The 12,577-nt window shown below is 60.0% G+C and carries 13 protein-coding genes; 8 read left to right on the forward strand and 5 right to left on the reverse strand.

Going from position 1 to position 12,577, the window contains the following annotated elements; translation table 11 throughout:
- Window positions 1-90: 90 nt before the first annotated feature.
- From TU74_RS04500 to TU74_RS04515, 4 genes are all read right to left on the reverse strand, one after another.
- Window positions 91-1,344 (reverse strand): M16 family metallopeptidase, encoded by a 1,254-nt coding sequence (locus TU74_RS04500; protein WP_048375317.1) that lies wholly within the window; start codon window positions 1,342-1,344, stop codon window positions 91-93.
- 186 nt (window positions 1,345-1,530) lie between these two features.
- Complete coding sequence (gene rsmD, locus TU74_RS04505; protein ID WP_047278409.1) at window positions 1,531-2,139, reverse strand: 16S rRNA (guanine(966)-N(2))-methyltransferase RsmD; 609 nt, start codon at window positions 2,137-2,139, stop codon at window positions 1,531-1,533.
- Complete coding sequence (locus TU74_RS04510) at window positions 2,139-3,629, reverse strand: M16 family metallopeptidase (RefSeq protein WP_047279468.1); 1,491 nt, start codon at window positions 3,627-3,629, stop codon at window positions 2,139-2,141. The genes rsmD and TU74_RS04510 overlap by 1 nt, the downstream gene beginning before the upstream one ends.
- Entirely contained in the window at window positions 3,622-4,977 is a 1,356-nt protein-coding gene (locus tag TU74_RS04515; RefSeq protein ID WP_048375320.1) for a M16 family metallopeptidase, read from the reverse strand. The genes TU74_RS04510 and TU74_RS04515 overlap by 8 nt, the downstream gene beginning before the upstream one ends.
- 355 nt (window positions 4,978-5,332) lie before the next feature.
- Here TU74_RS04515 and ftsY point away from each other — a divergent pair, with 355 nt between their 5' ends.
- The 4 genes from ftsY to rpoH all read left to right on the forward strand — a co-directional run bounded on the left by ftsY (window position 5,333) and on the right by rpoH (window position 9,456).
- Window positions 5,333-6,802, forward strand: a complete 1,470-nt coding sequence (ftsY, locus tag TU74_RS04520) for a signal recognition particle-docking protein FtsY (protein WP_048375321.1) — start codon at window positions 5,333-5,335, stop codon at window positions 6,800-6,802.
- Entirely contained in the window at window positions 6,799-7,470 is a 672-nt protein-coding gene (gene ftsE / locus TU74_RS04525) for a cell division ATP-binding protein FtsE (RefSeq protein ID WP_047278401.1), read from the forward strand. The genes ftsY and ftsE overlap by 4 nt, the downstream gene beginning before the upstream one ends.
- Entirely contained in the window at window positions 7,467-8,489 is a 1,023-nt protein-coding gene (ftsX, locus tag TU74_RS04530; protein WP_047278399.1) for a permease-like cell division protein FtsX, read from the forward strand. Before ftsE ends, ftsX begins: the two co-directional genes overlap by 4 nt.
- 112 nt (window positions 8,490-8,601) lie before the next feature.
- Window positions 8,602-9,456: an RNA polymerase sigma factor RpoH gene (gene rpoH / locus TU74_RS04535; protein ID WP_048375494.1), complete on the forward strand. Its 855-nt coding sequence runs from the start codon at window positions 8,602-8,604 to the stop codon at window positions 9,454-9,456.
- Window positions 9,457-9,534: 78 nt separating this feature from the next.
- Here the strand turns inward: rpoH and mtgA are convergent, their stop codons facing one another.
- Window positions 9,535-10,290, reverse strand: a complete 756-nt coding sequence (gene mtgA, locus TU74_RS04540) for a monofunctional biosynthetic peptidoglycan transglycosylase (protein ID WP_048375323.1) — start codon at window positions 10,288-10,290, stop codon at window positions 9,535-9,537.
- 44 nt (window positions 10,291-10,334) lie between these two features.
- Between mtgA and TU74_RS04545 the strand changes: the two genes are divergently transcribed.
- The 4 genes from TU74_RS04545 (at window position 10,335) to trmB (ending at window position 12,577) form a co-directional block, all read left to right on the forward strand.
- A complete protein-coding gene (locus tag TU74_RS04545; RefSeq protein ID WP_047296123.1) occupies window positions 10,335-10,706 on the forward strand; it encodes a DUF423 domain-containing protein in 372 nt (123 codons plus the stop codon).
- A gap of 81 nt (window positions 10,707-10,787) precedes the next feature.
- Entirely contained in the window at window positions 10,788-10,988 is a 201-nt protein-coding gene (gene thiS / locus TU74_RS04550; RefSeq protein WP_047278389.1) for a sulfur carrier protein ThiS, read from the forward strand.
- A gap of 62 nt (window positions 10,989-11,050) precedes the next feature.
- Window positions 11,051-11,845 carry a thiazole synthase gene (locus TU74_RS04555; RefSeq protein WP_047278387.1) on the forward strand — a complete coding sequence of 265 codons (795 nt, stop codon included), beginning with the start codon at window positions 11,051-11,053 and terminating at the stop codon, window positions 11,843-11,845.
- Window positions 11,846-11,854: 9 nt separating this feature from the next.
- Window positions 11,855-12,577: a tRNA (guanosine(46)-N7)-methyltransferase TrmB gene (trmB, locus tag TU74_RS04560; RefSeq protein ID WP_047279463.1), complete on the forward strand. Its 723-nt coding sequence runs from the start codon at window positions 11,855-11,857 to the stop codon at window positions 12,575-12,577.

Genomic DNA, 12,577 nt, shown 5'->3' on the forward strand with positions numbered 1-12,577 from the left:
CTTGAGTGTTCTGTTTGTAGGTCAGAACAGGGTGGATCAACCCGAATGCAGCAAGGCGGTATATAGGTAGCGCGCCTTACTCAATGGGGGTCAAGGGGTGCGCGGCAGGATATGCGCCACACTCAAGCGTTCCGGTGTGAAGTACGTGTTGGCCACACGCAGGATGTCCTCGGCCGTGATGCGGCGTATCTGTTGGGCTTCGTCATCGATCAGCGTCCAGGATTGACCGATGGCAAGCAGGTTGCCGATCACCGAGGCCTGCATTTCCAGGGTGTCCAGATCGTTAAGGTAGGCCAGAGCCTGATGTCGGCCGTAGCACAGCGTGTCTGTATCCAGTGCGTGATTTTTGAGTGTTTCCAGCAGTTGCTTTATTTCCAGCTCAACGTGATCGATAGACGCCGAGGTGTGTTCGCCGAGGGTGGCGCTGATCAGGAACAGATCATCTTTCAGGCGATAGCCCGGAAAGCGGCTGATCGCGCTGCTCAGGGTTTGCGCGCCACCGGACAACTTGCCCGGTAGCCAGGCCTGCGGGCCTCTGGTCAACAAGGCGCTGATGACTTGCAACGCGCGCAGGTCGCGTGTGTCTTCAACGGTGGCCAGCCCAGGGGTGTTGAAGGCCAGTTGCAGGCGCGGCCTCGGGGTATCGAGGTATTGAGTGAGTCTGCGTTCATCGCCAAGGGGCTGGCTGGCAGGCTGTTCTATCGGAGTAAAGCCATTGAAACGCGGAACACCGCCAAACATGCGCTGGACCAAAGGTTGAATCTCTTCAAGGGTGGTATCGCCTGCCACGACCAGAATCGAATTGTTGGGCGCGTAGCCTTCTTCATGCCAGCGCAGTACATCCGCGACCGTCATGCGCTCAAGGTGGTCGATGTTTGCAAATTTGTAGACCTTGCCGGCCGAGGGGAAAATCAGCTGTTCGAATTCAGGGCTGATCCAGTGATCCGAGGTGAAGTACGGCTCGCTCAGTTCCAGTTCTCGCGTGCGCAGGAGGCCTTTGTTGAGGCGCTCCTGGGTCAGTACGGGGGTTGCCATCCTGCCCGCCAGCAATTGCAGAACCGTTTGCAGTCCGGTTCGCGGCGCTTCGAGGCTGTAAGTGCTGAGGTGGTAATCGAGCCAGCCGTTGGCAACGGCGCCGATTGTCTTCTCCAACGCTTTGTCTTTGAAGGTGGCGCCACCCGCCAGATAGGCCAGACCGCGCTGGTCCGGGCGTTCATGGTCGGTGCCGACTTTGTGGAACAACGAGGCGCAGATAGCCTCGGTGCGGTGATCCTGGCGCACAACGACGTGTAGGCCGTTGTCCAGTGTGTAGGCGTAAGTCGGTTTTTCAGTGGTAGGGCTCATGGTTCACATTCCGTTGTTTGGATAACGCCGATCGGTGCAGATGCGCACGTAAGGAGAGCGATCGGGTCGAGCACACAGAATGCGTGGTTGCCGGGCAGGCGAGGCGGTACATAGATAGGGCAGTTGCAGGTGACATGCAGTCGTTGCCGCCATGGACGGCAGCGACTGCACAGAGATCAGCGGCGCTTATTGTTCAGCAGGCACCTGAGGCGCTTCACGCTGCCACAGGGCGTAGTTCACGCCCCCGGCTTTTTGTTCGCGGTGCAGGCGCCAGTTGGCAGGTAAGCCCAGTTCCGAAGGGCGGACTTCGCTCTCGGTGTAGACCCAGGCCTCGTCTGCCAGCCAGCCGCGCTGTTCCAGCAGGTCGCAGGCAGGCTTGAGCAGGTCCTTGTGGAACGGCGGGTCGAGGAAGACCACGTCAAACGTGTCGCCGGGGGCGGCATCCAGATAACGCAGGGCGTCCGTCTGCTGCACCTGGCCTACGGTGCACCGCAGGATGCCCATGTTCTCGCGGATGTTGGAAATCGCATCGCGATTGCTGTCCAGTGCCACGCCCTTGGCGGCGCCACGGGACATGGCTTCGAGGAACAGTGCGCCGCTGCCGGCAAACACGTCCAGGACCTTGGCGCCGCCGATGTAGGGCGCGAGCCAGTTGAACAGGGTTTCACGTACACGGTCGGGTGTAGGCCGCAGGCCTTCTACGTGGGGGAAGTCGAGCTTGCGGCTGCGCCATTCCCCGCCAATGATGCGTAACTGACCCGCACCCGAGTGCGATGTGTTTTTGGGCTTTGCCATTAATGCTCCGGAACCCCAAGAGGTTGCTCTGAAGGTTTATCGGTTGGAGGCGGCAGTGGTTTTTGCGGCACGGTTGGGCCGGCGGTCACCACGACCATTTTGTCGGCGCTCAGGTGCTTGTTCATGGCGGCCTTGACCTGCTCGGTGGTCAGGTTCTGGGACTGCTGCATGAAGGTTTCGAGATAGTCCAAAGGCAAATCGTAGAAGCCCATCGCGCCCAGTTGGCCGACGATGGCAGCGTTGCTGGCAGTGGACAGCGGGAAGCTGCCGGCCAGTTCACGTTTGGCATCGTCGAGTTCTTTTTGCGTCGGACCTTCTTTGAGGTAGTCGGCGAGGATGTCCTGCACCAGCTTGAGCGTGCCTTCGCTCAGCTCTGCGCGGGTTTGCAGGTTGATCATGAACGGACCGCGAGCCTGCATCGGGCTGAAGTTGGAGTACACGCCGTAGGTCAGGCCGCGTTTCTCGCGCACTTGCGTCATCAGGCGCGTACCGAAACCGCCACCGCCGAGTACCTGATTGCCCAGCGACAACGCGGCGTAGTCCGGGTCGTCGCGGTCAATGCCCAATTGCGACAGCAGCAAATGAGTTTGCTTGGACGGGAACTCGATGTGGGTTGCACCCGGCTTGGGCTCGGTCGGCTGCACGGTTTTTGGCAGCGCAGGGCCTTTGGGCAGTGCGGCCGATACTTGGGCGGCCATGGCTTGGGCCTCTTCGCGCGACAGGTCGCCGACGATCGCGATCACGGCGTTGCCCGCCGTATAAGCCTTGTTGTGGAAGGCTTTGAGCTGGTCGACGGTAATTGACGTCACGGTTTGAGCATTGCCGTCGCTGGCGTGAGCATACGGGTGATTGCCGTACAGGCGCTTGAACAGCTCATCGCTGGCCAGTTTGCCGGGGTTTTGCTTCTGGAATTCAAAGCTGGCCAGCAGTTGGTTTTTGATGCGGGCCAACGAGTCGGCCGGGAAGGTCGGTTGGCCAATCACTTCAGCAAACAGGTTTAACGCAGGCGCGCGTTTGGCCGGGTCGCTCAGGCTGCGCAGGGAGGCCACGGCCATGTCGCGATAGGCACCATTGCCGAACTCGGCTCCCAGGCCCTCAAAACCCTGGGCGATGGCGCCGACATCTTTACCGGCAACGCCTTCATTGAGCATGGCATTGGTCAGCAAGGCCAGTCCTGGGGTGTTGTCGTCCTGACTGCTGCCGGCGGCGAAGGTCACGCGCAGGTCGAACATCGGCAACTGGCGGGCTTCAACAAACAGGACTTTGGAGCCTTCGGCGGTTTTCCAGGTTTGAACATTCATGGCGCGGTGGCTGGGGGCCTTGCCGTCCAGTTCTGCCAGCGACTCCAGTGTGTGCTCGGTCTTGGCGTTTTCCAGTGCCGGGCTGGCTACGGACTCAGCCGGGCTGGCGAAATAGTAGCCGAGTGCGCCGACCAGAACAGCGGCGGTCAGGCCGAGCAGGGCGTAGCGGGGACCTTTACGCTCACTCATGGGTTTTCTCCTCGGGCAGTACGTGCGCAACGCTCAGACGGTCGCGAGTGAAATAGGTGCGGGCGGCTTGCTGGATGTCGGCCGGGGTCACTTTTTGCAGGTCTTGCAGCTCGGTGTCCATCAGCTTCCAGGACAAACCGACGGTTTCAAGCTGACCGATGGACGTGGCTTGCGAGGTGATCGAGTCACGTTCGTAGACCAGACCGGCGATCACTTGAGCGCGAACGCGTTCCAATTCTTCAGGCGTGGGCGGCGTCTTTTTCAGGTCGTCGAGCAAGCGCCACAGGCCAGCTTCGGCTTGAGCCATCGTGACCTTCTTCTGGCTGTTGGGCATGGCGCTGAGCAGGAACAGGCTGTCGCCCCGGGTGAACGCGTCATAGCTTGACGATGCGCCGGAGACCAGTTCTTCACCGCGCTCCAGTTGAGTGGGCATGCGCGCGCTGTAGCCGCCGTCCAGCAGGGCCGAGATCAGGCGCAGGGCGTTGACCGTGACCGGGTCTTTGGCGGTGGACACGCTCGGCACGTTAAAGCCCATCATCAGACTCGGGAGTTGGGTCTGCACATGAACCTTGAGCAGGCGCTCGCCGGGGGTCGGCAGTTCAAGCGGAGCCTTGGCGATCGGTACTTCACGCTTGACCACCGGGCCGAAATAACGCTGGGCCAACGCTTTGACTTCGTCCGGGGTGACGTCCCCGACCACCACCAGCGTGGCGTTGTTCGGTGCATACCACTCTTCGTACCACGCGCGCAGCTCGGCAACGCTCATGCGCTCCAGGTCGACCATCCAGCCGATGGTCGGGGTGTGGTAGCCGCTGGACGGGTAGGCCATGGCGCTGAACAGTTCGTAGGCTTTGCTCATCGGTTGGTCATCGGTGCGCAAACGGCGCTCTTCCTTGATGACTTCGATCTCGCGTTTGAACTCTTCGGGCGGCAGACGCAGGCTGGCCATGCGGTCGGCTTCCAGCTCAAAGGCCACGCCCAGACGGTCGCGGGCCAGTACCTGGTAATACGCGGTGTAGTCGTCGCTGGTGAAGGCGTTTTCCTGTGCGCCCAGGTCGCGCAGGATCAACGAGGCTTCGCCGGGACCCACCTTGTTGCTGCCTTTGAACATCATGTGTTCAAGGGCATGGGACAGGCCGGTCTTGCCGGGTGTCTCGTAACTGGAGCCCACCTTGTACCAGACCTGCGACACCACGACCGGTGCGCGGTGGTCTTCGCGGACGATGACTTTAAGGCCATTGTCCAGACGGAACTCATGGGTGGGTTGCGGCTCGGCTGCCAAGGCCGAAAGTGGAAGGCAAACTGTGCTGAGCAACAGGCCAGCAGCGCGGCGGGCTAGAGCATTCATTCGTTTTTAAACCTGTAGGGCTGCCCGCTTGGCCTTAGCGTCTGCGGGTGAGGAGGTGCTAGGATACTGATCCGTTTTACTGGCGGCCACGCCTATCAGGCCTTTGACGATCAGACGACGTTTGATCGGGCAGTATAGGAGCCCGCTTGGAAGTGTGGATGTATCCCGGTAAATTTCGCTTTTTTGCCGATTTTCCCGATCCGGTTCCGAGTAAAGACGAAGTTTCGCAGGTGTTTTTTACCCTGCGACTAAGTTGTGTGCGAACGAGCTGACAAAAATACAGTCTTTTTCACACCGAATATTATTTGCCGGGGCGCCACAGTGGCGCTTCGCTACGATGAGATAGCCGTCCTCCATGTTTGGTTCCAACGACGACAAGAAGAACCCAGCCAAGGCTGGCGAGAAAAAAGGCCTGTTCGGATGGCTGCGCAGAAAGCCGCAGGAAGCCGTCGTTGAACAGCCGGCTGCGGCCCCCGAGACAGCGCCCGAGACCTTGATCGACGCCGCGCCCGTGATCGTGGCGCCCACCCCTGAAGAAGTGGTGGTGATCGAGCCTGCTGTCGAGCCGCAGACCGCCGCTGAGCCATGGCCGCCTTTGCCCGTCCCGGAAGAGCCGGTGGCGTTGGTCGAGGACGTGCAAGCGCCGCATATCGTGCCGCCGATTCCGGCGCCGGAAATCGAGGTGGTCGCAGAACCTGTGTTCGCCACGCCACCTGCGGTCGAAGTGCTTGAGCACATCGAGCCCGTGATTGAACCAGCCCCTGCTCCTGTCATTGAACCGGTGGCCGAGCCCGTGGTGGTTGCACCTCGACCGGTGCCTGCCCCGGTCGTTGAAACGCCGCCTGCGGTGATTGAGGCTCCGGCTCCTAAGGCCGAACCTGCTCCCGAAGCCAAAACCGGTTTCTTTGCCCGTCTCAAGCAAGGTCTGTCGAAAACCAGCGCCAGCATTGGCGAGGGCATGGCCAGTCTGTTCCTGGGCAAAAAGGCCATCGATGACGACCTGCTCGAAGAAATCGAAACCCGCTTGTTGACGGCAGATGTGGGTGTCGAGGCCACGTCGGTGATCATCAAGAACCTGACGCAAAAAGTGGCGCGCAAGCAATTGACGGATGCCGACGCGTTGTACAAATCCTTGCAGGACGAGCTGGCAGCGATGCTCAAGCCGGTTGAACAGCCGCTGAAAATCGAATCGCAAAACAAGCCGTTCGTGATTCTGGTGGTCGGCGTGAATGGGGCGGGCAAAACCACCACCATCGGCAAACTGGCGAAAAAACTGCAACTCGAAGGCAAGAAAGTCATGCTCGCTGCGGGCGATACTTTCCGCGCTGCGGCGGTGGAGCAATTGCAAGTGTGGGGCGAGCGCAACCACATCCCCGTGATTGCACAGCACACCGGTGCCGACTCCGCCTCGGTGATCTTCGACGCCGTACAAGCGGCCAAGGCCCGCGGGATTGACGTGCTGATCGCGGACACGGCCGGGCGCCTGCACACCAAAGACAACTTGATGGAAGAACTGAAAAAGGTTCGCCGCGTGATTGGCAAGCTCGACGAAGACGCGCCGCACGAAGTGCTGCTGGTGCTCGACGCCGGTACTGGCCAAAACGCCATCAGTCAGGCCAAACAATTCAATCAGACGGTCGCGCTGACCGGCTTGGCGCTGACTAAGCTGGACGGTACGGCCAAAGGTGGCGTGATCTTCGCCCTGGCCAAGCAATTCGGCATCCCGATCCGCTTTATTGGTGTCGGTGAAGGCATCGATGATTTGCGCACGTTTGAATCCGAACCCTTTGTTCAGGCTCTGTTTGCGGAGCGGGAGCGTCCATGATTCGTTTCGAGCAGGTCGGTAAACGCTATCCAAATGGACATGTGGGCCTGCACGAGCTGAGCTTTCGGGTCCGCCGTGGCGAATTTCTTTTTGTCACGGGCCATTCTGGCGCGGGCAAAAGTACGTTGTTGCGCCTGTTGTTGGCCATGGAACGCCCCACCAGCGGCAAGTTGCTGCTGGCCGGGCAAGACCTGAGCCAGATCAGCAACGCGCAAATCCCGTTTTTGCGGCGTCAGATCGGCGTGGTGTTCCAGAACCACCAGTTGCTGTTTGATCGCACCGTGTTCAATAACGTCGCCTTGCCGTTGCAGATTCAAGGGCTGTCCAAGGCCGAAATCGTCAAGCGCGTTGATTCGGCGCTGGAGCGGGTATCGCTCTCGGATAAAACCGACCTGTACCCCGGCGACCTGTCCACGGGCCAGCAACAACGCGTGGGTATTGCCCGCGCCATCGTGCATCGCCCAGCATTGCTCCTGGCCGATGAACCCACCGGCAACCTCGACCCGCGTCTGGCGGCGGAAATCATGGGCGTATTTGAAGACATCAACCGGTTGGGCACCAGCGTACTGATTGCCAGCCACGACCTGGCACTGATCGCCCGCATGCGTCATCGCATGTTGACCTTGCAGCGCGGGCGATTGATCGGCGACGGGGAGGCCGGGCAATGAGTGCAACACGCAGCCCCAAGGTATCGGAGCGCGTTGCGCCCAAGGCCGCTGAACCGCAGCCACCGAAGAAAAAGCACGATGAAGACGACGGCCCGACGTTTGGCATGTTGTTTCACGCCTGGATCGACGCGCACCGCGCCAGTTTGCTCGACAGCCTGCGGCGTTTGGGCAAGCAGCCGATTGGCAGCTTTTTTACCTGCCTGGTGATGGCCGTGGCGCTGAGCTTGCCCATGGGCCTGTCGTTGTTGCTTAACAATGTGGAACGCCTGGGAGGCTCGTGGCAGCGCGCAGCACAGATTTCGGTGTACTTGCAGATGGACGCCACGGGCGATCAGGGCGAGCAACTGAGCAATCAGATAAAAGGTATGGCCGGTGTCGCGCAGGCTGAGTTCATCAGCCGCGAACAAGCCCTTGAAGAGTTCCAACAGCAGTCAGGGCTGGGCGAAGCGCTCAAGGAGCTGCCGGATAACCCGTTGCCGGGCGTGGTCCTGGTGACGCCGAATGAGGTAGATAAAGCCACCCTTGAGGCCCTTCGCGAGCGACTTTCCGAGTTGCCGAAAGTGCAACAGGCGCAACTTGATCTAGTCTGGGTTGAGCGTCTGGCGGCCATCCTCAAATTGGGTGATCGTTTTGTGTTCGGTTTGACGGTGCTGCTGGTCTCGGCCCTGTTGCTGGTGATCGGTAATACGATTCGGCTGCATATCGAGAACCGCAGAGTCGAGATTGAGGTCACCAAGCTGGTCGGCGGTACTGACAGCTATGTGCGTAGGCCGTTTCTATACATGGGCGCGCTTTATGGCTTTGGTGCCGGTGTACTTTCGTGGGGCGTTCTGGCGTTCGGTCTGAACTGGCTCAATGACGCGGTTGTCGGGCTGGCCGGTCTTTATGGCAGCGATTTTGCCCTCGCGGGCGTGCCTGTTGCCGACGGTCTGTCGCTCTTGCTTGGCGCGGTACTGTTAGGGTATATCGGTGCATGGATTGCGGTAGCACGGCATTTACGTGAGCTTTCACCCAAGTAGTTTCATTTTTACCTGTTGACCTTTTCAGCTTATGTGGGAACTTTTTTTGTGGTTCCCGGTCAATTTTCGCAGTGCTGAACTGCACGAGTTATGTGAGTCGGAGGTTTTTCGTATGACCACTTCTTTGCAACCTGCGTATGCGTTGGTCCCTGGTGCGAACCTTGAGGCCTACGTAAACACCGTGAACAACATTCCACTGCTGACGCCGGAGCAGGAGCGTGAACTGGCCGAGAGTCTCTATTATGAGCAGGATCTTGAGGCGGCTCGGCAGATGGTGCTCGCCCACCTGCGTTTTGTCGTACACATCGCTCGTAGTTATTCGGGCTATGGCCTGGCACAGGCCGACCTGATCCAGGAAGGCAATGTTGGCCTGATGAAAGCGGTCAAACGCTTCAACCCTGAAATGGGTGTGCGTCTGGTGTCGTTCGCTGTGCACTGGATCAAGGCTGAAATTCACGAGTTCATCCTGCGCAACTGGCGGATCGTGAAAGTGGCGACCACCAAGGCGCAGCGCAAACTGTTCTTCAACCTGCGCAGCCAGAAAAAACGGCTGGCCTGGCTGAACAACGACGAAGTACATCGCGTGGCTGAGAGCCTTGGCGTTGAACCGCGCGAAGTACGTGAGATGGAAAGCCGGTTGACCGGCCATGACATGGCGTTCGACCCGGCTGCTGAAGCGGACGATGACAGTGCGTTCCAGTCGCCAGCCAACTATCTGGAAGACCACCGCTACGACCCTGCGCGTCAACTGGAAGATGCTGACTGGACCGATAACTCCACCAGCAACCTGCACGAAGCGCTGGAAGTGCTGGATGAACGCAGCCGCGACATTCTCTATCAGCGCTGGTTGGCTGAAGAGAAAGCCACGCTGCATGACCTGGCACAGAAGTACAACGTGTCTGCCGAGCGTATTCGTCAGCTGGAAAAAAGCGCGATGAACAAGCTCAAACTGTCGATTGCCGCCTAAATCGGCCGACAAAAAAACGCCCCGCTGAGTCGGGGCGTTTTTGTATGTGCATCACGCTGAAGTGCCGAGAGTCAGGGGCTACAAGGGCCACGGCGCCTGGCGTGAGTTGTTCAGGGTGTCCAGATAACTGTCCCCGCCCAATTGACGCATTTGCTGGCGTATCCAGGCCGCACGCGTGCTCACATACGCAGACGGGCGACCGGCGCTCCAGTTGCGCGGGTTCGGCAATACCGTGGCCAATTGGCTGGCCTGCTGACGGCTCAACCGGGCAGCACTCACGCCAAAATGATGTTGCGCGGCCGCTTCGGCGCCAAACACGCCGTCATCCCACTCGGCGCTGTTGAGGTAGACCTCCAGAATGCGTTGCTTGGGCCACAACACTTCAATCAGCCCCGTGAACCAGGCTTCCAGCCCTTTGCGCAGCCAGCTGCGGCCCGACCACAAAAACAGGTTTTTAGCGACTTGCTGACTGAGGGTGCTGGCCCCGCGCAATGTGCCGCCCCGCTCGTTGTGCACGAACGCGGCGCGAATGGCACTCAGGTCAAAGCCCCAATGCTCGGCAAATTTCTGATCCTCGCCGGCAATGACGGCGACTTTCAAATCATTGGAGATCTCGTCCCATGGCCGCCAGCTGCGTTGCAGGTCGATGGGCTGGCCGTCGAACCACGATTCAACCTTGCGCTCCACCATCAGCGCGGTGCCTGGCGGTGGCACCCAGCGGATAATCAGCACCAGCACTGCACTGCCGGCAGCGAACCACAGCAGGGCTTTGAACAATCGATGAACCAGTAAACGCAGCATAGATGGCTTGGCCGAACCCGTTGAGCGGGCCATTATACAGACCCTGCGCCATTCGATGACCTTACGGGAGTGCCCCCATGCTGCGCGTTTTTCTGATGCTGGCTGCGTTTTTTGGCTTTACCGGTGTGGCGCTTGGCGCCTTTGCAGCCCACGGCTTGAAAAGCCGTTTGAGCGAACAGTATCTGGCTGTTTTTCATACAGGCGTCACCTATCAACTGGTTCACACCCTGGCTCTGCTGGGCGTGGCGTTGCTTGCCACCCAGCTGCAAAGCCGCCTGGTGACGTGGGCAGGCTTGTGTTTCGCCGTGGGGATCGTGCTGTTCTCCGGCAGCTTGTACCTGCTGACGATGAGCGGTATCGCCAAGCTGGGGATGATCACCCCGATTGGCGGCGTGGCTTTTTTGGCGGGCTGGTTGTGCCTGGGACTGGCCGCCTGGCGCCTGAGCTGAGGGCGCAAGATGAATGGCTTGGGTCGACCTGACGGATCGGGCTAGAATGCTGGCCCCCTAAAAATGAAGGCAGCGTCGAGCATGCGCATTCAGTTGAACGGTGAACCTTGTGAACTGCCGGACGGCGAGACCGTCGCAGGCCTTTTGGCGCTTCGGGAGTTGGCGGGCCGTCGGGTGGCGGTTGAGCTGAATCTGGACATCGTCCCGCGCAGCCAACACGCAGACACGGTGCTCAAAGAGGGCGATCAGGTCGAAGTGGTTCACGCCATCGGTGGCGGCTAGGTTTCGGACCGAACGTTTACCCCCGCAGCGCCACTGAGAATTCATATTCAAGAGGTTTACCGATGAGCAATGTTCGTAGCGACAAGCCGTTTATCCTGGCCGGCCGTACCTACCAATCCCGTTTGCTGGTGGGCACGGGCAAATACCGCGACCTTGAAGAAACCCGTCTGGCCATTGAGGCCTCGGGTGCTGAAATCGTCACAGTCGCCGTGCGTCGCACCAACATCGGTCAGAACCCCGGCGAGCCGAACCTGCTCGATGTATTGCCGCCAGACCGTTACACCATCCTGCCGAACACGGCCGGTTGCTTTGACGCCATTGAAGCGGTGCGCACTTGCCGTCTGGCCCGTGAGCTGCTCGATGGCCATAACCTGGTCAAGCTTGAAGTGCTGGCCGACCAGAAAACCCTGTTCCCCAACGTGATCGAAACCCTCAAGGCCGCCGAAGTGCTGGTCAAGGAAGGTTTCGACGTGATGGTTTACACCAGTGATGACCCGATCATCGCCCGTGAGCTCGAAGCCATGGGCTGCGTGGCCGTGATGCCGTTGGCCGGCCTGATCGGCAGCGGTCTGGGCATCTGCAACCCGTACAACCTGCGGGTCATCCTTGAAGAAGCCAACATTCCGGTGCTGGTGGACGCGGGCGTGGGCACGGCCTCCGACGCGACAATCGCCATGGAAATGGGCTGCGAAGCGGTGCTGATGAACTCGGCCATCGCCAATGCCCAGCACCCGATCCTCATGGCCCAAGCCATGAAATACGCCATTGAGGCAGGTCGTCTGGCCTATCTGGCCGGGCGTATGCCGAAAAAACTCTATGCCAGCGCCTCCTCGCCGCTGGATGGTCTGATCAAGTAAGAGCCCCTGATGACTGAACCACTCGATACCCCAACCCCGGAAGAAGGCGAAGATCGCCAGCACCGTCGCATCAAGAGCTTTGTCATGCGCGCCGGGCGTATGACCGAAGGCCAGCAACGCGGCCTCGATCAAGGTGCGCCGCTGTACGTTTTGCCGCTGGCCGATGCGCCGGTCGATTTCGATCAGGTCTTTGGCCGCTCTGCACCGCGCACGCTGGAAATCGGCTTTGGCATGGGGCATTCCCTGCTGGAGATGGCAGCAGCGTCGCCGGAGCAGGATTTCATCGGGGTCGAAGTTCACCGTCCGGGCGTGGGCGCATTGCTCAATGGCGTGCTGACCCAGGGCCTGACCAATCTGCGTGTCTACGATTGCGACGCCATCGAAGTCCTGACCCGCTGCGTCGCGGACAACAGCCTGGACCGTCTGCTGCTGTTCTTCCCGGACCCGTGGCACAAGAGCCGCCACCACAAGCGCCGCATCGTGCAGGCGTCTTTCGCGGAACTGGTGCGCTCCAAGCTCAAGGTCGGCGGTGTCTTGCACATGGCCACCGACTGGGAACCCTATGCCGAGTACATGCTTGAAGTCATGAACGTGGCACCGGGTTACCGCAACCTGGCCGAAGACGGCCGTTGCGTGCCGCGCCCTGCTGAGCGCCCGGTCACCAAGTTCGAACGCCGCGGCGAACGTCTTGGGCATGGCGTGTGGGACTTGAAGTTCGAAAAACTGGCCTGA

Origin of the sequence: Pseudomonas lundensis (genome assembly GCF_001042985.1) — a bacterium.
GTDB classification, from domain to species: domain Bacteria; phylum Pseudomonadota; class Gammaproteobacteria; order Pseudomonadales; family Pseudomonadaceae; genus Aquipseudomonas; species Aquipseudomonas lundensis.

Bases quoted from the DNA above. Each gene is read 5' to 3' on its own strand.
- ftsX (WP_047278399.1), top strand. From the start codon at position 7,467: ATGAGTGCAACACGCAGCCCCAAGGTATCGGAGCGCGTTGCGCCCAAG.
- trmB (WP_047279463.1), top strand. From the start codon at position 11,855: ATGACTGAACCACTCGATACCCCAACCCCGGAAGAAGGCGAAGATCGC.
- TU74_RS04515 (WP_048375320.1), bottom strand. From the start codon at position 4,977: ATGAATGCTCTAGCCCGCCGCGCTGCTGGCCTGTTGCTCAGCACAGTT.
- TU74_RS04545 (WP_047296123.1), top strand. From the start codon at position 10,335: ATGCTGCGCGTTTTTCTGATGCTGGCTGCGTTTTTTGGCTTTACCGGT.
- mtgA (WP_048375323.1), bottom strand. From the start codon at position 10,290: ATGGCCCGCTCAACGGGTTCGGCCAAGCCATCTATGCTGCGTTTACTG.
- thiS (WP_047278389.1), top strand. From the start codon at position 10,788: ATGCGCATTCAGTTGAACGGTGAACCTTGTGAACTGCCGGACGGCGAG.
- rsmD (WP_047278409.1), bottom strand. From the start codon at position 2,139: ATGGCAAAGCCCAAAAACACATCGCACTCGGGTGCGGGTCAGTTACGC.
- ftsE (WP_047278401.1), top strand. From the start codon at position 6,799: ATGATTCGTTTCGAGCAGGTCGGTAAACGCTATCCAAATGGACATGTG.
- ftsY (WP_048375321.1), top strand. From the start codon at position 5,333: ATGTTTGGTTCCAACGACGACAAGAAGAACCCAGCCAAGGCTGGCGAG.
- TU74_RS04510 (WP_047279468.1), bottom strand. From the start codon at position 3,629: ATGAGTGAGCGTAAAGGTCCCCGCTACGCCCTGCTCGGCCTGACCGCC.
- rpoH (WP_048375494.1), top strand. From the start codon at position 8,602: ATGACCACTTCTTTGCAACCTGCGTATGCGTTGGTCCCTGGTGCGAAC.
- TU74_RS04500 (WP_048375317.1), bottom strand. From the start codon at position 1,344: ATGAGCCCTACCACTGAAAAACCGACTTACGCCTACACACTGGACAAC.
- TU74_RS04555 (WP_047278387.1), top strand. From the start codon at position 11,051: ATGAGCAATGTTCGTAGCGACAAGCCGTTTATCCTGGCCGGCCGTACC.